The sequence below is a fragment of the Allocoprococcus comes genome (genome assembly GCF_013300725.1).
GTDB classification, from domain to species: Bacteria; Bacillota; Clostridia; order Lachnospirales; family Lachnospiraceae; genus Allocoprococcus; species Allocoprococcus comes_A.
This window is the reverse complement of the sequence record NZ_JAAIMM010000001.1, coordinates 186,029-205,716: the sequence shown is the minus strand read 5'-3', so window position 1 is coordinate 205,716 and position 19,688 is coordinate 186,029. Positions and strand designations below refer to the sequence as shown.

Here is a 19,688-nt window from a genome sequence, read left to right as displayed (position 1 = left end):
TCTCCCCTATTTTTTCTGATCCATCATCTCTCTTAAGATATCTGTCATATCAGACAGATCCTCCTGATATACTGCATTCTCGATATCTTCTACTTCCAGACTTGGTTTGAACTTCTTAAGTTCTTCTTCAAAATTAAGCATCTTGTCCTCCTATCAGTTCTTTTAACTCCCCTACCAGATAGAGCGACCCCAGACAGTAAAGTTTCCCTTCGCTGCCCTTTTCATTCAGTGCACGTGTAAATGCATCAGCAAGCGTGTCCTCCCGATAGACCGGTCTGTCTGTATACTTCCGGAACAGCGCGGCAAGTGTATCTGCCTGCGCTCCCCTTTTATTGTCTACTTTGGAAATGACATAGGCATCTGCTTTCGATTCTCTGCATAGAAGCTCGATCATATGGCTGTAATCCTTATCTGCAACGGCTGAAAAAAGGATTACCAGTGGATGGATTTCTCCTTCCGTCTCTCTTTGGAACCGGATACTCTTTGTAAATTCACGGATTGCCGCAAGATTATGCGCCCCGTCAAAGATAACTCCGGGAAGAACTTCTTCCATTCTGCCCTGCCATTTAACAGATGCGACCACCTTCTGCCATTTGCAGATCTCTGCCTTGTCGCCAAATGTATATCTCATCGCCCGGATTGCCAGTGCTGCGTTCATCACCTGATAGATTCCGGTGCTCGCCACCTGCCATACGGTATTATTATCATACTCATCCAAAATAGAAAAAGCAATATGTTTGTCTGTAATTTCTTGAATTTTCAACGCATCTTTTTCCATTTTATACCACGGTGCTTCCAGATTTTCGGCAGTTTCTTCTATAACCCGACTGCTTCTTTCATCAGAGCCGTCAAAAAATACCGGTACGCCTTTTTTAATGATTCCGGCCTTTTCTCCCGCGATCTTTTCAATCGTATCCCCAAGAATCTCTGTGTGATCCAGTCCGATCGATGTGATCACACTCAGGAACGGATGCTCGAATGAATTAGTCGCATCCAGCCTTCCACCAAGTCCTGTCTCCAGTACAATATACTCTGCATCACTTTCTTCAAATGCAAGCATCCCCATTCCATACAGGAATTCAAAATAAGAAGGATGTTCCAGTCCTTCCTTTTCCAGTTCTTCTGCCACCTGCTGCACCTTTGCAAAAATCCTGCAGAAGGTATCATCGTCAATATCTTTTCCATTGATCCGGATCCGCTCGTTGAGCTTTACCAGATGCGGCGATGTAAAAAATCCAACACGCTTTCCCTCAAAAAGAAGAATCGCCTGCATATATGCGCAGACGCTTCCCTTTCCGTTCGTCCCTGCCACGTGAAGAACCTTTCTTCCCTGGCAGGGATTCCCCAATCTTTTCATAAATTCACGGGTATGCAAAAGCGTATGCTTCTTTGTAAATTTTGGTATGTCCTCTATATACCGGACTACTTCTTCATACTTCACAATCTTTCCCGTCTTTCTTAAGCGGAACTCTACTGCTGCCCGCTCTTTTCTTCTTTATTATTCTGATCCTGCTGTTCTTCGGACTGTCCGGCATTTTCTGTCTTCTTCTGATCGGTGTCCGTCTTTGCAGAATTCTTCTGTTCCTTTTCTTTCTTCAGCTGTTCTTTTACTTCATCTGTATATTCCAGGATTTTTCCATCCGTGTAAATATATTCACTTGAAGTCCTGAAGATGGTATTGCTTGATCCGACCTGACTGACCGTAATGATGTCTCCATCCTTCAGCTTACTGTCCGGCAGTTCGATCCTTGTATTATTGAGGAAGGTAGATTCCTGCTTTTCATCATTGATGTAAACCTTGCTCCATTTAGTAAAGTTTGTCCCGTAGAGGCTGTAGGTCTCATCCAGATTTTCTACAAGATCCGTGAGCGTAACCTCCTTGATCCCCATCTGCATATGGCCTTCTGTGATCGGTGGCTTACCATTGTATACATACTGGTCTCCATACAGAATATCATACTGTAAAAGCTCCAGATCCTTCAGATAATCCTTTGTCTGGCGTCTCTGCTGGTGATAGTTGAATACCGTACCGGAATGTAATCCCAGGCTGTCCATCACATCCGCCATGATCTGGTAGGACGGAATGTTCCGATCCTCTTTCTGAAGTCCGATATTGTCCCAGATCACATAATTTGTATTGTACAGATAACGGCTCTTCATATCCTTTGCTTCCAGTCCCATTGTCGGCAGATGATCACCATAGAATACGATCACAGTCGGCTCACCGCGTTCTTCCATCATTTTCACCAGATTACCGGCAAACTGATCCATCTCATATACCTGGTTCACATAGTATTCCCAGGCATTGTTCTTCTCTTCTGTCGGTGCTCCTGTTACGGTGATCTTCGGATTCTCAATCACCTTTTCTGTCGGATAATTTCCATGTCCCTGTACACTGACTGTAAATACAAAATCCTCCTGCTCGGTAGAGTCCAGAGCGTCTTTGATGTGCGTCAGAAGAATATCGTCCTTCGACCATCCATTCTCTGTTGTCTGGAGAATATTCATAAACTCTTTACTTGTAAAGCTGTCAAAACCAATATTGTTAAATACCTTCGCACGGCTGTAGAAATTACCACCGTTATTGTGAAGCGCATGGGTTCCGTAACCGAATGCAGAAAATGCAGTTGCTGCACTTTCACATACCTGATTCTTAAGCTTTGTCTTATAAGGATACTCGCCCGGTCCGAAATAACGCAGGTTCATACCTGTCAGTACTTCAAATTCTGTATTGGCTGTTCCGGCTCCCACCGAAGGAACCTTAAAATATCCGGAAGAATAATTTTCAAACATCTTGCGCAGATTCGGAATCGGATCCTCTGACATCTGCAGATCCTCATATTCGGTAGGATCAAAGAAAGATTCCAGCTGTACAAACAAGACATTCGGTCTCACACCATTGTCTGATGTGCTCTCTGTCATCTCTCCATTATTCGTGATCTTCTCGATCGTGTCTTTGTTATAATCATTCGGTTCTGAAATACCTGTATTAAAAAGGCTGGCTGAAAAACAGTACGGAAGTCCGTAATCCTGATAAGCAAATGCAATGTTTCCAAAGTAAGTAGAAATAATCCTCTTATCTACAGCAACATTTGTCAGTACAGAATATCCAAAAAATGCTGCAACAACAATAATCAGCATCGGGATCCTGTGCATCTTTCCTTCATACTGTCCGGCACGTCTCCACATGGCAACCAGCCAGATGAGCAGTGCCGGGACACCAATTCCCATCATCACAAGCTCTGCCACCGAGAAATAATTTGTAAACAGTGACAGTCCTTCTGTAAATGTCTTTAGATCCTGTGCATTAAACGGCGTAACACGCTTTGCCAGCATCACTCCGTTGACAACACCCAGAAAGAGCCACAATGCACTGATGATCAGTCGTGTAAACACCCGGCGCCGCACCAGATAAGCGATTAAAAGTGTAACGAAAATCATTCCGGCATTGTACAAAAATACCAGCGGTGTTCCTGTCATATACTGCCAAGCTGCAATTGCTGAATGTCTGGACAGTGCTTCAATGATAAAGTTAATGATACAAGCCCACAGTGCCTGAAGCGGCAAAGAGAACCGGTTCATTATCTTATAGTACGGTGCCATCTTTTTTGCGAATTTGCTGTTACGCCGCTTTTCAAGAATCTGCTGTCTTCGCTCATGCTGCTTTTTTAAATGCGCCTTTATATCTCCTGGCTTCATATTCTTCAGCTTCTGCCATTTTCCTTTCAGATCCGGTTTTTTCCACTGAATCTTTTTAAAATGAATTCCCTTCATCGTCTTTTAACCCCTTACGTGTTTCTGTACCGGCAGGTGCAGTTTATGCTGCATCTGCCGGTATATCTGGCTAAAAAAGAATATGCCTTAGTACTTTCCTGCAGTGATTATCTTCCTGCCTTTAAAGCCTCCAGACGTTCTTTCACCTGTTCCATCATTTGTGTATACTTTTCAAGCTTTGCTTTTTCTTCATCAACCTTTGCCTGTGGTGCTTTGCTGACGAATTTTTCATTTGAAAGCATTCCCTTTGCACGGTTGATTTCTTTTGTAAGCTTTTCTTCTTCTTTTGTCAGACGCTCGATTTCCTGTTCGAAGTCGATCAGCTCTTCCAGTGGTACATATACAGAAGCATCCGGTACTACGATTGATACGGCATCATCCGCAATACCTGCCTTATCAGCCTGGATAGCAAGTTCAGAAGCACTCATAAGCGGGCATGCGCATGTTGTCAGCTCTTCGAATCCTTCACAAAGCTTCTCATCTTCGCATACTACATAAACCTTTGCTTTACGGCTCGGCGGTACATTCATTTCTGCCCGCGCATTTCTGACACCGCGGATAACTTCTTTCATATGATCTGTTATATTTTCAGCGTCTGCATAGCACCAGTCTTCGGTAAACTGCGGCCAGTCTGACATCATCAGAGATTTTTCCTCCGGTACCAGTGCGCTGTAGATTTCTTCTGTTACAAATGGCATAAATGGATGTAACATCTTCAGTGCATTACCAAGAACCGTCTTCAGTGTCCAAAGTGCTGCATTGGCGCTCTTATAATTTTCATCTGAATGGTAGATCCTGTATTTTACAAGCTCGATGTACCAGTCACAGAATTCATCCCAGATAAAGTCATATACTTTCTGTACTGCAATACCCAGTTCAAATTTGTCCATGTTCTCAGTTACATCTTTTGCAAGTGTATTGACCTTTGATAAGATCCATTTATCTGTAACTTCCAGATCGGCTTCGTCCGGTTTGGAAATCACTTTGTCTTCCATATTCATCATGATAAATCTGGAAGCATTCCATACTTTATTGGCAAAGTTACGGCTGGATTCTACACGTTCGTTGTAGAAACGCATATCATTTCCAGGTGCATTTCCTGTGATCAGAGTCAGACGGAGTGCATCTGCACCGTACTCATCAATGACCTCCAGCGGATCGATACCATTTCCAAGAGATTTACTCATCTTACGGCCCTGGGAATCCCTTACCAGTCCATGGATCAGAACGGTATGGAACGGTGCTTTTCCAGTATGTGCATATCCGGAGAATACCATACGGATTACCCAGAAGAAAATAATGTCATATCCGGTTACCAGTACATCTGTCGGATAGAAATACTTGAGGTCTTCTGTCTCTTCCGGCCATCCAAGTGTTGAGAACGGCCACAGTGCTGAACTGAACCAGGTATCCAGTGTATCTTCATCCTGTGTCAGATGTGTGCAGCCGCAGTGCGGGCATTTTTCCGGCATCTCACGTGCAACAACCACTTCTCCACATTCATCACAATAGTAAGCCGGGATTCTGTGTCCCCACCAGATCTGACGTGAAATACACCAGTCACGGATATTTTCCAGCCAGTTCAGGTAGATCTTACCGAAACGTTCCGGTACGAATTTTAATTCGCCGGTCTTGATCGCATTGATCGCCGGTTTGGCAAGCTCATCCATCTTAACAAACCACTGTGGTTTGATCATCGGTTCAACGGTTGTCTTACATCTGTCATGTGTTCCAACGTTGTGTACATGTTCTTCGATGCTTACAAGGTATCCTTCTTTTTCCAGATCTTCTACGATTGCTTTTCTTGCTTCGTAGCGGTCCATTCCGGAATATCTTCCGTATCCTTCTACGATGGTAGCATCATCATTCAGGATGTTGATTTCCGGAAGATCATGTCTCTTTCCTACTTCAAAGTCATTCGGGTCATGTGCCGGTGTGATCTTAACCGCACCTGTTCCGAATTCTTTATCAACGTAAGCGTCTGCCACGATCGGGATCTCTCTTCCAACTAACGGAAGGATGACATTCTTTCCTACGATATCTTTGTACCTGTCATCGTCCGGGTGTACGGCGATCGCTGTATCTCCAAGCAGAGTTTCCGGACGTGTAGTCGCGATCTCAAGGAAACGGTCTGTTCCTACGATCGGGTACTTGATGTGCCAGAAATGTCCTGCCTGTTCCTCGTGCTCAACTTCTGCGTCAGAAAGGGAAGTCTTACATACCGGACACCAGTTGATGATTCTGGAACCTTTGTAGATAAATCCTTTTTCGTGAAGACGAATGAATACTTCTTTGACCGCATTCGAGCATCCTTCATCCATGGTGAAACGTTCTCTGTCCCAGTCACAGGATACACCAAGCTTTTTCAGCTGACCTTCGATAGTTCCTGCGTACTCTTCTTTCCACTGCCAGGTTCTCTTAAGGAATCCTTCTCTTCCGAGTTCTTTCTTATCAATTCCCTCTGCCTTTAACTGGTTTGTAACCTTTACTTCTGTTGAAATTGCAGCGTGGTCTGTTCCCGGGATCCACAGTGCATTATATCCCTGCATTCTCTTGTAACGGATCAGGATATCCTGAAGTGTATTATCAAGAGCATGTCCCATATGCAGCTTACCGGTGATATTCGGTGGCGGCATTACCGTTGTAAATGGTTTCTTACTTCTGTCAACTTCAGCGTGAAAATACTTTTCTTCACACCATTTTTCATAAAGTTTCGCTTCAATCTCTTTCGGATTGTAGGTCTTTTCAAGATTCTTACTCATTGTTTCCTCCTCTTATAAGTACACCGCGCACTTTGCTTTCTTCTATATAATAGAACATTGTAAATGAATAAAAAACACCCTTTACAAAACGTAAAGGGCGTGTATAAACGCGGTACCACCTTTGTTCCACGAAATAGATTCATCTCGTATCTCTCACAGTTCTATAACGGAAACCACCCCGTGACATCCTACTCGCCCTTTTCAGATATCCGGCTCAAAAGCTACCTTCCGCAGTCGCTTCCCGCAAACCGTCTCTCAGCCCCTGAACGGTTCTCTCTTCTTCGGACTAACCTGCATACTCCTCTTTCTCATTGCCTTTCCCATAACTATTGATAATCATAGTATTCAAAGTTCGATTTGTCAAGAAGTTCATGAAATCTTTAGAACTTCTTAAAGATTCCCACACGGCAAATCAAAAATACGCCTGCTGTGTTCCGATACCCGCATCCAGCATCTGCCTTCTCCGGCACAAAGGGCGGAACCTCTCCACCTCTGAAAGATCCCGCCCTGAAATTCTATGCCTCGTCAATCGCCTTTCCGATATCGTGGCGCATATATTTGTTATCGAATTTAACCCATTCGGTTGCTTTGTAAGCATTGGCACGTGCTTCTTTGAGCGTTGCTCCTTTGGCTGTCACACCGAGGACACGTCCTCCGTTGGTTACGATCTGGTCTCCGTCGAATTTGGTTCCGGCATGGAAGCAGTAGTAACCTTCATGCTTCTTGAACTCGTCAAGGCCTGTGATCGGAAGTCCTTTTTCATAAGCGACCGGATAACCGTCAGATGCAAGTACCACACAGACTGCTGCATTGTCTTCAAACTGAAGATCTACCTGCTCCAGTGTTCCGTCGATGCAGGCTTCGATCACATCAATCAGATCATTCTTCATACGCGGAAGAACAACCTGTGCCTCAGGATCTCCGAATCTGGCATTGTATTCCAGAACCTTCGGTCCGTCTTCGGTAAGCATCAGTCCGAAGAAGATGATCCCCTTGAACTCTCTTCCCTCTGCTGCCATTGCATCTACCGTCTTCTGGTACACATATTTCCGGCAGAATTCGTCAACTTCTTCTGTATAGAAAGGACTCGGTGAGAAGGTTCCCATACCACCGGTATTCAGTCCCTGGTCTCCGTCTTTGGCTCTCTTGTGATCCTGCGCGCTTGTCATAGTCTTGATTGTCTTTCCGTCTACAAATGAAAGAACAGAAACCTCACGTCCTGTCATGAATTCTTCTACAACCATGGTATTACCGGATGCACCGAATTTCTTGTCCAGCATGATCTCTTTCACGCCGTCTTTTGCTTCTTCCAGCGTATTGCAGATCAGTACACCTTTTCCAAGTGCCAGACCATCTGCCTTCAGAACGATCGGGAATTTGGCTGTCTCCAGATAAGCCAGCGCTTCGTCTGCATTGTCAAAGTTCTCATATGCTGCGGTCGGGATGTCATATTTTTTCATCAGATCTTTTGAAAACGCCTTGCTTCCCTCCAGGATTGCTGCATTTTTTCTTGGTCCGAATGCGCGGATCCCGGCTTTTTCAAATTCATCTACAAGACCGCCAACCAACGGATCATCCATTCCTACGATTGCCAGATCGATCTCTTTTTCTTTTGCAAATGTAACCAGCTTGTCAAATTCCATCGCACCAATCGGCACACATTCTGCAAGCTCTGCAATCCCGGCATTTCCCGGTGCACAGTACATCTTCTCTACCTTGCTGCTCTTTGCTACACAATATGCGATTGCATGTTCTCTTCCGCCGCCGCCTACGATCAATACTTTCATTGGTGCTCCTCCTTCTCTAACGGGCAACTGATACCCTGCCATCTTTTACGGTTACTTTTCCATTTGCGATCAGGTCGATCGCATGTGGAAGGATCTTCCACTCCGCCTGCTCCATCACACGTCTCTGCAGAACCTCCGGTGTATCGCCTTCTTCTACTTCAACAGCCTTCTGGAGAATGATCGGACCGGTATCCGTTCCTTCGTCTACAAAATGTACGGTTGCTCCAACCACCTTCACCCCTCTGGCGAGTGCCGCCTCATGAACCTTCAGTCCATAGTATCCTGTTCCGCAGAATGACGGGATCAGAGATGGATGGATATTGATGATCTTATTCCGGTATCTGCTGATCATTTCTTCCGGGATCACAACCAGAAATCCCGCCAGAACGATCAGATCCGGTTTCAGTTCGTCTACTTTTTCAAGAAAGACTTTATTAAACTCTTCTCTTGTCTCAAAATCCTTCGGTGAAACGCACTGTGCCGGGATCTGATGATTCCCGGCTCTTTCCAGCGCATATGCGTTCTTATTATTGCTGATGACACCGACCAGCTTAGTGTTTGTGATCGTGCCATTTTCTACTGCATCAATGATTGCCTGCAGATTGGTTCCGCCTCCGGATACAAGTACAGCAACTCTTAGCATAAAGTAACTCCTTTTTCTCCTGCTTCTACATAACCAACCACAAATGCTTCATCTCCGGCTTCTTTCATTGCCTTAATTGTAGCATCTACATCCTTTTCATCGACAGCGACAACCATACCGATACCCATATTGAAGGTATTGTACATCATCTCTTCTGCAATGTTACCGGTCTTTGCGATCAGGTTGAAGATTGCAGGGATTTCATAGCTGTCCTTCTTTACCACTGCACGGATTCCTTCCGGAAGCATTCTCGGAATATTTTCATAGAATCCACCGCCTGTGATATGGCTGCATCCTTTGACTCTCACACCGGCTTCTTTTACGTTCTTCAGTGCTTTTACATAAATTCTGGTCGGAGCAAGAAGTGCTTCGCCAAGTGTTTTTCCTAATTCATCATAGTATGTGTTTAAGGATTCTTCTGTAATGTCGAATACCTTACGAACCAGTGAAAATCCATTGCTGTGAACCCCTGTAGACGGCATTGCAACAAGTACATCACCTGGCTTAATATCAGAACCGTCGATAATGTCTTTCTTATCTACAACTCCGACTGCAAAACCTGCAAGGTCGTAATCATTCTCCGGCATCAGTCCCGGATGCTCTGCTGTCTCTCCACCTACAAGTGCACATCCTGACTGCTTGCAGCCCTCTGCCACACCGCTTACGATGGTAGCGATCTTTTCCGGGTAATTCTTGCCACAGGCAATATAATCCAGGAAGAATAACGGTTCTCCACCGGAGCATGCGATATCATTCACACACATGGCAACGGCATCAATACCGATCGTATCATGCTTGTCCATTACAAATGCAAGCTTCACCTTTGTTCCGCATCCATCTGTTCCGGAAAGAAGTACTGGTTCTTCCATATTCTTGATTCCGCTTAGATCAAATGCACCTGCAAAACCGCCAAGTCCGCCTAACACTTCCGGTCTCATGGTTTCTTTTACATGCTTTTTCATAAGTTCTACTGATTTATATCCTGCCTCGATATCTACGCCGGCTGTCTTATAATCCAACATTTTCTATATCCTCCTGGTATTTTCACTGACATCTGTATGCCTACATCTGCTTGATATATTCTTTGTGTCCGATTTTTTCAAGCTTTTCTGCTTTTTTCTGGACGGTTTCTTTCATTTCTGCAGTATAATCCTTCAGTTTCTGAAGAAGCTCAGGATCTGAGGTTGCAAGAATCTTTGCAGCCAGAATTGCTGCGTTTGCTCCGCCGTCGATCGCAACTGTGGCAACCGGGATTCCAGGCGGCATCTGAACGATTGAATAGAGTGCGTCGACACCCTCCAGATTCTTCCCTGACATTGGGATTCCGATAACCGGCATCGGGAAGATTGCTGCACACATTCCAGGAAGATGTGCTGCCATACCTGCACCTGCAATAATTACTTTGAAGTCTTTTGCTTCTGCAGACTTCGCATATTCATAGAATACGTCAGGCTCACGGTGTGCCGAGATGATCGTCATCTCATAATCGATTCCAAACTTTTCCAGCATGTCAGCAGCTTTTCCCATTACTTTCATATCTGAGTCGCTGCCCATTACGATTCCTACTTTTGGCATAATGATCTCCTTTTCTTTTATCTATAAGTATTTTAATAAATAGCTAACCACTTATAAGTTATTTTACTAAGTCTGTTGCGGTATGTCAACCGTTACTTATCTGACCATTATTTATTTTTACTTATTGGTATTATTGAAAATCCATAACTAATACTAATTCAGAGGTTCATTGAGGATCTCTGTTCCCGGAAGAACAAACCGTCCATCACGGATAATTTCTGTCTCTGTTCCGTCTTTTGCCACCACAACAATGCTTCCCAGCTCATCATAAGGGATGGTGATATCGGTATGGCACTGGAAATATGCTTTCGACGGATCCTCTTTTCTCAAGATCGATATGCTGTTGTCTCTTGCAATGATCTCTTTTCCATCCGGATTGTAAACCTTTACATCCTCTGCCCAGTTGTAGCAGGTATCCCCTACTGCAAAATGCGGCCCCGTCTTTTCGGCGATCAGGATCGTATATTTGTCTGCAATATCATATTTCTTCGCAACCGCATAAGCTGTGGTATTGGTTCCGATCGCAAACTCGCCGATCGGAAGTGTCTGGTGATTGTGCAGAATATTATCGAAAATATATTTTTTATTTTCTTCTTCTGAATCAAAATTGGTGCAGGTATACTCTGTGATCTTTCCTTCTTTAAAACTGATCTTCAGATTGTAATACGGAAGTCCATGAAGGAATACCTTACTCACAAAAAGGGTGCCTTCTGTTCCTTCCAGTACCGGAGAAGTGAACACCTCACCTACCGGGATATTGACATCGGCAACACAGTTTTCAAAGATCGTCTCTTTTGCCGGATCAGCAAGCGGATGAAGCATCACTTTCAGATCCGTCTGGTTTTCGCCTGAGCCTGTTACTTTTACATACTCCCCTTTATCCAGTGCATCGATCATAGTCTGCTGCACCTTCTGGTAAAGCTTGTAATCCAGTGTATTGATCTTGATGGTTTCGTCAAAAATCTCATGATACTGCTCTCCGATTTCCGGAACCGGCCAGGAAATGATCGTAAAGCTTCTCTCATCTCCCGGAAGATATTCATTGGTCAGACGTCCGGCTCTTCCATTCATCGCAACCAGAAGTTCTTCCTGTTTTTCACTTAACTTAACTGCCTCCGGTTTTGCCTGTGGAACAAAGGTCTTTTCCCCGAAAATATCAATGACCGCCGGTCCTGCATAACCTGCTGCAATCTCTTTATTCTGCTCATAAGTGGTGCGCATGACTTCCAGCTTGCGCTCTACATATTGCTTGTCCATCACAAGCCCGATATCATCCCGGTGATCATAGATGTACTGCCTGTTACCGGAAATATTGAAGAATCCGATCTGGCTGTTGCGCCCTCTTGTGATCACGCTGTGGCTGGTACGAAAAATCGTTGGCTTTAATCCCATTTTTTCAAAATTCTCAATGGCTTTCTTTACGATCCGTTCGAATCCCATTGCATAGTAAATATTGACCACAGATTTTTTTGACAGATCTTTTCCGGTATTTACAAAGCCGATCCGGTATCCTTCACTGAAGGTATCTGCCATCTTATCAATCTTCTCCTGTGGAAGGGAATTTAAATAAGCTGCTGTGCCTCTTTCATTTTCTCCCACGTATTCTCCCATACGGTAGAGGTAACGCAGATCGGAAAGATCTTCATTCATGATCATATTCACAATAAAGCATCCACTTTCCGGATCGATCTGGTCTTTGATGCGGTCTGCTGCAAAGACATCACAGTAATCACTTGCATACCAGTAAAAGATTTCCTTCAGGCTTTCCGGCTGCGGCTGCTTTTCTTCTTCAAATTTGTTGTAGATTTCAATAAAAAGCTCTGCTCCTATCACAACATACTCCATACGCTGTTCCTGAACATAAGAAATGCTTCCGCGGATCTCGGTGTAAACCGCAGATAAAAAGCTTCCAAGCTCTTCTCCCAGCACCGAAACCGCATAAGCCGGATTTGCATAAGATTTCTCATAGTTTGCTTCAAGTTCGTCTGCATAAAGATCCTTCATCTCTTCCTGCAGTTCTTCTTCTGACATCTCTTTCTGCTTTCCGCTCTCCACATTCTGTTTCAGCTCATCAAGCTTTAAAATAAACCGAGCCACATGCTGGAAATACTCCCGATATGGCTCTGCTACTGTTTTTTCTTCTATTATTGCTTTCATTCTGTCAATTGCCAGATTATATCTTTCTTCCATTTATACACATCCTCTTATAAATACTAAGATCAGGGCAAGTAAAACAAGTCCGTTTACAACGATTCCGATCTTGCAGGTCAGATAATTTTTATCTCTTTCTTTAAATCCTTTTACACCCGTTACAATACCGATGCAGGCAAGAATCATATCGAAAACTCCAAAGCTTCCTACCATCGCTGCTGATTTCCCTTTATTCATAAATGCCATTACAATCAATCCCGCTATCACTGCCGTAACAAGTACTGCCATCACACAGGACCAGATTCCCTTGCGGGAATGCTTTCTTTTTATCTGACCATACTTCCGGTTTCTTTTATTTCTGTCTCTTTCACGTGCTCTTTTTTTATCTCTCCTGCTTCGCATCGTGCCATCTCCTTATCATATTACAAATCGCGAAGACGATATACCCGATCACACCGCCAAGGGTATTGAGCAGCATATCATCCACATCAAAACTCCCCACTCTTGTTACCAGCTGAAAGCACTCCACAAAGAAGCTCACTCCAAAACTGTAGAAAAGGGTAAGAAAAAAGCTGCGATACCGGCTTGCCATCGGCATAAAAAATCCAAATGGCACGAAAATCAGGACATTTCCGAACAGATTTGCATAAGCTACCCATCCCAAAACATCTCGATACAGCCAAAATCTTTTTATTTCACAGAAAAGAACCAGGTTATAATGATATTCCCCGGTTCCTTCCCGTCCATACCAGTCAGAAAAAATCAGAAAGTAAAATAAAAATCCAATATACAGGACAAATAAAATCTTTCCAAGAACCCGAAGTCTTTTTCTGTTCTTTGCTTTCAACTTAAAGCGCCCTTCCTAAAATGTCAGTCCCTTTTTCGCACCAAGCAGCTTTCCACCGCTGACAAGCAGAATGATCCCGGTTGTCACACCAATAACGATAGAAATAATTCCGATCGCGATATTTGCACCGCCGGCAAGTCCCATCACTTTATATGTCTTTTCTGTCACTGTAACTCCTCCTTATTTTGCGCCATACTGTTCATAGTATGCGTCGATTGCAGCCTTGATCTTGTCATCGATAACAATTTCACCATTGCATGGTTTGTTGTACAGATGCTCTACTACATCCTTCATGGTTACGATTGCATTAGTTTCAAATCCGTAAAGGTCCTTTACTTCATCGAGTGCGCATTTCACGCCGCCTTTTCCAACTTCCATACGGTCAAGGGATACCATCAGTCCAACAATTGTTACATCAGCGGCTCCTCTTACCTTCGGTACAGTCTCTTCCATGGATTTGCCGGATGTGGTGACATCTTCGATCATAACCACGCGGTCTCCGTCCTGAAGCTTGCTTCCGAGGAAGCTTCCCTTATCTGCTCCGTGATCTTTTTCTTCTTTACGGTCTGAGCAGTAACGGATCTCTTTTCCGTATAATTCACTGTAAGCGATCGCAGTTACAACTCCAAGCGGGATTCCCTTGTAAGCAGGTCCGAATAATACATCAAAATCATCCCCGTATTTGTCATGGATTGCTTTTGCGTAGTATTCACCGAGTCTCTTGAGCTGTGAACCGGTCACATAAGCACCTGCGTTCATGAAGAACGGTGACTTTCTTCCGCTTTTCAGTGTAAATTCTCCAAATTTAAGAACGTGGCTTTCTACCATAAAATCAATAAATTCCTGTTTGTAACTTTCCATTTTATTTATCCTCCATCTCTTATCTGTTCTTTATTTTACAATTCCAACCATATCTTTCACAGACTCAAAGCCATTCTTCTTCATGTAGGCTTCAATTCCATCGATCACTTCCATCGTCACTGCCGGATTGTGGAAGTTGGCTGTTCCTACGGATACGGCACTTGCTCCTGCAAGAAGGAACTCAATCGCATCTTCTGCACAGGAAATACCGCCCATTCCGATGATCGGGATGTTCACTGCCTGTGCTACCTGATATACCATGCGTACAGCGATCGGTTTGACGATCGGTCCGGATACGCCTCCGGTCTTATTTGCCACCGCAAATGTCTTACGATTGATATCAATCTTCATACCGGTCAGCGTATTGATCAGGGAAACTGCGTCTGCTCCACCTGCTTCTGCCGCTTTTGCTATCTCGGTGATATCCGTTACATTCGGTGTCAGCTTCATGATGATCGGCTGCTTTGCGATCTTCTTGATCTGTCCGGTCAGCTCCTCTACATGCTTTGCATCCTGTCCGAAAGCGAGGAATCCTGCATTAACATTCGGGCAGGAAATGTTGATTTCCATCATATCGATCGGTTCATCCGCAAGGCGTTCTACCACTTCAAGATACTCTTCCGGTGCATGTCCGCAGACATTCACAATGATCTTGGTATCGTAATTTTTCAGATACGGAATGTCTCTTTTACAGAACAGCTCGATTCCCGGGTTCTGAAGTCCGATGGCATTCATCATTCCACCATAGACTTCGGCTACACGCGGAGTCGGATTGCCCGGCCACGGTACATTTGCCACACCTTTTGTCGTCACTGCTCCAAGCTTGTTCAGATCTACAAATTCAGAAAACTCTTCTCCTGATCCGAAGGTTCCTGATGCCACTGTTACCGGATTCTTCCATTCTACTCCGGCAATATTTACACGCATATCCATTAGATTTCCACCTCCGTAGAAAGAAATACCGGTCCGTCTTTACAGATACGTTTGTTGTGCACATTGCTGTGCGCATCCTTTTCTTTTGACTTGCATACGCACGCAAGACAGGCACCGATTCCACATGCCATTCTCTCTTCCAGAGAAATGTAGCATTCGATTCCATTTGCTTCTGCATACTGTTTGATTGCGCGGAGCATCGGAGTTGGTCCGCAGGCATAGATCATATCTGCTTCCAGTGCATTCTCACGGATCGCATCCATGACATTTCCCTTTGTTCCGACACTGCCATCTTCGGTTGAGATATAAAGCTCTCCTGCCTGTTCAAATTCTTCTTTCAGGAAGGTATGTGCATCACGGTATCCAACCACGATCTGCTTTTTCTCACATTCCATCTGCTTTGCAAGCTCCAGGATCGGCGGCACACCGATTCCTCCTCCCATCAGAAATACCTTCTTTCCTTCGGCCTTCTCAAATGGGAATCCATTACCAAGTGGTCCGATCACCGGAATTGTATCTCCTGCCTTCATCTGTGAAAATTCTTCTGTTCCGGTTTTTTCCCCTGTTACACGGTAAACCACACGAAGTTTTCCACCTTCTTTATCGATCTCGCAAATACTGATCGGGCGTGGAAGAAGCTTGCTGCCATCATTGGTATACATGGAAATAAACTGCCCCGGTCTTGCACTCCCTGCTGCTTCTGTCTGGATCCACATACTGAAGATTCCATCTGCAAGCTGTTCCTGCGATACAACCTTTGCCTGTTCTTTTTTCTTTGTAGTCATCTTCTATTCTCCTATAATCCGGATTTGCCGGTATGTCAGAAGCTTCTGTCACACCGGCTCATTCTTTTCTCTTATCTGTTCTCAAGCGCGCCTTTGATATCTGCTACCATGGCTTCTACTGCTGCACGGGATGCATCTCCAAAGTTCTCTGCACCATATTTTGCATAAGCTTCCTGCTTATATGCTGCAATAATTCCTCTGGATGAATTTACGATTGCTCCAAGTCCGTCTTCATTGAAGAAATGAACCAGATCTTTTCCTTTTCCACCTTGTGCACCGTATCCCGGAACCAGAATGTAAGATTTCGGCATTACTTTACGAAGGACTTTTCCCATCTCCGGATAAGTAGCGCCTACAACAGCTCCGATGTAGCTGTAATCATCACCCATGCAGTCTGCTCCCCACTCGGCAACCTTTTCTCCGACCAGTTCGTAAAGCGGACGTCCGTCGATCAGCCGATCCTGGAATTCTCCACTGGATGGGTTGGATGTCTTAACAAGGATAAAGAGACCTTTTTTCTCTTCTTTACATACTTCGATAAATGGCTTAACTCCGTCAGATCCAAGGTACGGATTCACAGTAGCGAAATCTTCATCGAACGGTACATAGGATTTGCTTCCTACCTGAACTCTTCCAAGATGTCCAACAGCATATGCTGCTGAAGTAGAACCGATATCGCCTCTCTTGATATCTCCGATGACAACAAGTCCCTTTTCTTTACAGTAGTCTACCGTCTTCTTGAATGCCTGAAGTCCCGGGATTCCGAACTGTTCGTACATAGCGATCTGCGGTTTAACTGCCGGAATCAGATCATAAGTCTTATCCACGATCTCTTTATTGAACTGCCAGATAGCTTCTGCTGCTCCTTCCAGAGTCTCACCATACTCTGCAAATGCCTTTTTCTGTACCTGCTCTGGTACATAGGAAAGCATCGGATCCAGTCCGACAACGATAGGTGCTCCTGTTTTTTTAATGTTAGCGACTAATTTGTTAATCATCTTATTCCCTCCAGTTTTCTATTTATATTTTTACTGTAACAGAAAATATTATCTTTTTGTTACCTGAAAAAAAATATTCTTTACTTATGATATCATATTAAAAACTAAAAGGGAATGCCGTTTTCGGCATTCCCTCCGGATTTCTGTTATTGATTGATTTTATTTCTTACCTGTTCCAATGCTGCATCAAGCTGATTATCTGCATCCGGATTATTCTCATCCTGCTGATATTCAACTTCTACATCCGGTGTAATTCCTTTTTTGTGAATATTTCTTCCATTCGGAGTATAGTACTCAGCCATTGTCAGTTTCACACAGGTTCCGTCTCCAAGATCAAAGATCTGCTGAACGATTCCTTTTCCGTAAGTTGTTGTTCCCACGATCGGTCCAAGTCCGTAGTCCTGGATCGCTCCGGCAAAAATCTCGGAAGCACTTGCACTGTTGCCGTCAACAACAACCGCCATCGGCTTCGTAAACTGGTGTTCATCATCCGATGAGATCACCTCTTCGTGACCACTCTTGTCTTTTGTTGACACGATCGTACCTTTTGGCAACAGCAGATCCAGCATCTGTGTGACTGTCGCAAGATTGCCTCCCGGATTCGCCCGAAGATCAACCACAAGTCCTTTCATCCCCTGATCCTCCAGACTGTCAAGTGCACTCTTGAACTGGTCGTAGGTCACACTGTCAAATTCCGTAACCCGGATATAACCGATCTGGTCATCCTTCATTTCAGACTTGACTGTCTCCACCTGGATTTTTCTCCGGGTAACTGTCATCGTCACTTCCTTCGCATCATCCCCACGCAGGACTGTGATATCAACAGTCGTATTCTCTACACCGCGGATCAGCTGTACAACATCGGAAAGATCCGTTCCACTTACATCCTTATCTCCGACCTTATACAGAATATCATTCGCCTGGATACCTGCTTCATTCGCCGGGCTGTTCTCATAAACCTGAACTGCAGTGATCACCTTAGTTTCCTGATTCTGCGAAAAAACAACTCCGATTCCCGAATACTCTCCCGAAGTTGATTCCTGCAGGGATTTGGTCTGTTCTTCATCATAATATACAGAATACGGATCCCCCAGTGCATTAATGTATCCACTGTAAAGTCCGTTCTCCAGATCTTCTTCTTTCAAATCATCTGTATAAAGATAATTTTCATCAATCAGCTTTTTCAGTTTATTCAGTTTTTTCTCTTCCTGCGCATTTACGACCTTTTCCTGACTGGTCCCAAGGTCTACACCTGCGACATTCATAATTCCAAGTGCCGCAGCACCTACCATAAACATGGCGAGGGCGCCTGCAAGCGCCCCCTTCCAAAAATTCTTTTTATTATTTTCCATCATTTACTCTTTCATACCTGTTATGTATTATCTTACAGATAGTTCAGTGGATTGACCGGTACACCACCTACATGAACTTCAAAGTGAAGATGTGGTCCTGTGGAAATTCCGGTCGTACCGACATTTCCGATCACCTGACCTCTTGCCACCGTCTGTCCCACGGTAACGCTCATCGAACTCAGATGCTGATACCATGTCTGCATTCCATTACCGTGATTGATTACGATGTAATTTCCACGTGCACTGTTGTACTGTGCGGTAATAACGGTTCCGGAATCAGCCGCATAAACTGCTGCTCCGTATCCTGCACCATAATCGATTCCGTCATGACCGGTTGTTGCACCTGCAGTCGGTGCCACACGTCCGCCAAAGCCACTGGTAATCGCTGCCCCCGGCACCGGATGTGTAAGTGATCCGGTTCCCGTTGCACTTGCATTGCTGCTTGTATTGCCTGAACTGCTTGTTCCTGACGAAGCTGATGCCTGAGCTGCCGCCGCTGCCTGTGCAGCCTGAGCGGCTGCCGTTGCTTCTGCTTCTTTTCTGCGGGCTTCTGCCGCCTCTGCTTCTGCAATCAGCTGCTTCAGTTTGTCAGCATTACTGCTGATCTCAGATGTCAGGTTATCGATCTGAATGTTCTTATCTGCAAGAAGCTTTTCTACATTTGCCTGTTCTCCCGCAAGTTCATCCTGCAGGTTTTCCAGCTCTGCATACTCTTTTTTAAGTGCATTTTCTCTGTTCTCGACATCTTTTCTTGTATCTTCGTATTCTACAAGAAGTTCACGGTCGCATTTGGAAATCTTGTTGATGTATTCTGCTTTGTTCAGCAGATCTGCAATACTGTTAGCTTCCATCAGGATCTCCAGGAATTCATTGCTCCCGTTCTCATACATATACTTGATACGCAGCTTCATCGTCTGGTACTGGTCATCTTCGTTGGCTTTCGCAGTTACCAGCTCTGTCTCTGCATCATTGATCTCAGTCTCTTTTGCAGTCAGATCTGACTGTGTCTTCTCCATCTTTGATACAATGGAATCCAGTTCCGAAGAAAGTTCCGACTTCTCCGCCTCAGCCGTATTCTTCTGCTGTTCCAGCTCCTGCTGCTTCTTTTTCGCATCCGAAATATCATCAGCCTGTGCCGGAATTACCATACCGAAGCAAAGCGTAAACGCCAGTAACGCCCCAAGTATCTTTTTCCCTCTTATCATATTCGTCTCCCTTAA

At 44.5% G+C, this 19,688-nt stretch carries 18 protein-coding genes and 1 other annotated feature; all 18 genes read right to left on the bottom strand.

What is annotated here, in order from left to right:
* Nucleotides 1-6: 6 nt before the first annotated feature.
* Nucleotides 7-141: a hypothetical protein gene (locus G4407_RS16670; protein ID WP_022220983.1), complete on the bottom strand. Its 135-nt coding sequence runs from the start codon at nt 139-141 to the stop codon at nt 7-9.
* A complete protein-coding gene (locus G4407_RS01105; protein ID WP_173687416.1) occupies nt 134-1,441 on the bottom strand; it encodes a bifunctional folylpolyglutamate synthase/dihydrofolate synthase in 1,308 nt (435 codons plus the stop codon). The genes G4407_RS16670 and G4407_RS01105 overlap by 8 nt, the downstream gene beginning before the upstream one ends.
* Before the next feature lie 29 nt (nt 1,442-1,470).
* Nucleotides 1,471-3,699, bottom strand: a complete 2,229-nt coding sequence (locus tag G4407_RS01100) for a sulfatase-like hydrolase/transferase (protein ID WP_173687459.1) — start codon at nt 3,697-3,699, stop codon at nt 1,471-1,473.
* Between the two features lie 182 nt (nt 3,700-3,881).
* Complete coding sequence (locus tag G4407_RS01095) at nt 3,882-6,536, bottom strand: valine--tRNA ligase (RefSeq protein WP_173687415.1); 2,655 nt, start codon at nt 6,534-6,536, stop codon at nt 3,882-3,884.
* Nucleotides 6,537-6,626: 90 nt separating this feature from the next.
* Nucleotides 6,627-6,857 (bottom strand) — a binding site (T-box leader).
* Between the two features lie 194 nt (nt 6,858-7,051).
* A complete protein-coding gene (purD, locus tag G4407_RS01090) occupies nt 7,052-8,323 on the bottom strand; it encodes a phosphoribosylamine--glycine ligase (protein WP_173687414.1) in 1,272 nt (423 codons plus the stop codon).
* 16 nt (nt 8,324-8,339) lie between these two features.
* The gene (purN, locus tag G4407_RS01085; protein ID WP_173687413.1) at nt 8,340-8,966 is read right to left on the bottom strand and encodes a phosphoribosylglycinamide formyltransferase; all 627 of its coding nucleotides are present in this window, start codon (nt 8,964-8,966) and stop codon (nt 8,340-8,342) included.
* Nucleotides 8,960-9,985 (bottom strand): phosphoribosylformylglycinamidine cyclo-ligase, encoded by a 1,026-nt coding sequence (purM, locus tag G4407_RS01080; RefSeq protein ID WP_055156423.1) that lies wholly within the window; start codon nt 9,983-9,985, stop codon nt 8,960-8,962. Before purM ends, purN begins: the two co-directional genes overlap by 7 nt.
* A 43-nt stretch (nt 9,986-10,028) precedes the next feature.
* The gene (purE, locus tag G4407_RS01075; RefSeq protein WP_008372927.1) at nt 10,029-10,541 is read right to left on the bottom strand and encodes a 5-(carboxyamino)imidazole ribonucleotide mutase; all 513 of its coding nucleotides are present in this window, start codon (nt 10,539-10,541) and stop codon (nt 10,029-10,031) included.
* 153 nt (nt 10,542-10,694) lie between these two features.
* On the bottom strand, nt 10,695-12,731 hold the full coding sequence (locus G4407_RS01070; protein ID WP_173687412.1) for an aminopeptidase: 2,037 nt from the start codon (nt 12,729-12,731) through the stop codon (nt 10,695-10,697).
* On the bottom strand, nt 12,732-13,094 hold the full coding sequence (locus tag G4407_RS01065; protein ID WP_173687411.1) for a DUF6142 family protein: 363 nt from the start codon (nt 13,092-13,094) through the stop codon (nt 12,732-12,734).
* Nucleotides 13,075-13,539 (bottom strand): VanZ family protein, encoded by a 465-nt coding sequence (locus G4407_RS01060; RefSeq protein ID WP_117834969.1) that lies wholly within the window; start codon nt 13,537-13,539, stop codon nt 13,075-13,077. The genes G4407_RS01065 and G4407_RS01060 overlap by 20 nt, the downstream gene beginning before the upstream one ends.
* A gap of 15 nt (nt 13,540-13,554) precedes the next feature.
* Nucleotides 13,555-13,707 (bottom strand): hypothetical protein, encoded by a 153-nt coding sequence (locus G4407_RS01055; protein ID WP_173687410.1) that lies wholly within the window; start codon nt 13,705-13,707, stop codon nt 13,555-13,557.
* Nucleotides 13,708-13,719: 12 nt separating this feature from the next.
* Entirely contained in the window at nt 13,720-14,400 is a 681-nt protein-coding gene (gene pyrE, locus G4407_RS01050) for an orotate phosphoribosyltransferase (RefSeq protein ID WP_008372917.1), read from the bottom strand.
* A gap of 30 nt (nt 14,401-14,430) precedes the next feature.
* Nucleotides 14,431-15,333, bottom strand: a complete 903-nt coding sequence (locus G4407_RS01045) for a dihydroorotate dehydrogenase (protein WP_173687409.1) — start codon at nt 15,331-15,333, stop codon at nt 14,431-14,433.
* The gene (locus tag G4407_RS01040; protein ID WP_173687408.1) at nt 15,333-16,118 is read right to left on the bottom strand and encodes a dihydroorotate dehydrogenase electron transfer subunit; all 786 of its coding nucleotides are present in this window, start codon (nt 16,116-16,118) and stop codon (nt 15,333-15,335) included. The genes G4407_RS01045 and G4407_RS01040 overlap by 1 nt, the downstream gene beginning before the upstream one ends.
* Nucleotides 16,119-16,189: 71 nt before the next feature.
* Nucleotides 16,190-17,116, bottom strand: a complete 927-nt coding sequence (pyrF, locus tag G4407_RS01035) for an orotidine-5'-phosphate decarboxylase (RefSeq protein ID WP_008372910.1) — start codon at nt 17,114-17,116, stop codon at nt 16,190-16,192.
* Between the two features lie 146 nt (nt 17,117-17,262).
* The gene (locus G4407_RS01030; protein WP_330585905.1) at nt 17,263-18,471 is read right to left on the bottom strand and encodes a S41 family peptidase; all 1,209 of its coding nucleotides are present in this window, start codon (nt 18,469-18,471) and stop codon (nt 17,263-17,265) included.
* 29 nt (nt 18,472-18,500) lie between these two features.
* Nucleotides 18,501-19,673: a murein hydrolase activator EnvC family protein gene (locus tag G4407_RS01025; RefSeq protein ID WP_173687407.1), complete on the bottom strand. Its 1,173-nt coding sequence runs from the start codon at nt 19,671-19,673 to the stop codon at nt 18,501-18,503.
* Nucleotides 19,674-19,688 lie beyond the last annotated feature (15 nt).

Coding starts and splice junctions, on each gene's coding strand:
- G4407_RS16670 (WP_022220983.1), bottom strand. CDS start 141: ATGCTTAATTTTGAAGAAGAACTTAAGAAGTTCAAACCAAGTCTGGAA.
- G4407_RS01100 (WP_173687459.1), bottom strand. CDS start 3,699: ATGAAGCCAGGAGATATAAAGGCGCATTTAAAAAAGCAGCATGAGCGA.
- G4407_RS01095 (WP_173687415.1), bottom strand. CDS start 6,536: ATGAGTAAGAATCTTGAAAAGACCTACAATCCGAAAGAGATTGAAGCG.
- purD (WP_173687414.1), bottom strand. CDS start 8,323: ATGAAAGTATTGATCGTAGGCGGCGGCGGAAGAGAACATGCAATCGCA.
- purN (WP_173687413.1), bottom strand. CDS start 8,966: ATGCTAAGAGTTGCTGTACTTGTATCCGGAGGCGGAACCAATCTGCAG.
- purE (WP_008372927.1), bottom strand. CDS start 10,541: ATGCCAAAAGTAGGAATCGTAATGGGCAGCGACTCAGATATGAAAGTA.
- G4407_RS01070 (WP_173687412.1), bottom strand. CDS start 12,731: ATGGAAGAAAGATATAATCTGGCAATTGACAGAATGAAAGCAATAATA.
- G4407_RS01065 (WP_173687411.1), bottom strand. CDS start 13,094: ATGCGAAGCAGGAGAGATAAAAAAAGAGCACGTGAAAGAGACAGAAAT.
- pyrE (WP_008372917.1), bottom strand. CDS start 14,400: ATGGAAAGTTACAAACAGGAATTTATTGATTTTATGGTAGAAAGCCAC.
- G4407_RS01045 (WP_173687409.1), bottom strand. CDS start 15,333: ATGGATATGCGTGTAAATATTGCCGGAGTAGAATGGAAGAATCCGGTA.
- G4407_RS01040 (WP_173687408.1), bottom strand. CDS start 16,118: ATGACTACAAAGAAAAAAGAACAGGCAAAGGTTGTATCGCAGGAACAG.
- pyrF (WP_008372910.1), bottom strand. CDS start 17,116: ATGATTAACAAATTAGTCGCTAACATTAAAAAAACAGGAGCACCTATC.
- G4407_RS01030 (WP_330585905.1), bottom strand. CDS start 18,471: ATGATGGAAAATAATAAAAAGAATTTTTGGAAGGGGGCGCTTGCAGGC.
- G4407_RS01025 (WP_173687407.1), bottom strand. CDS start 19,673: ATGATAAGAGGGAAAAAGATACTTGGGGCGTTACTGGCGTTTACGCTT.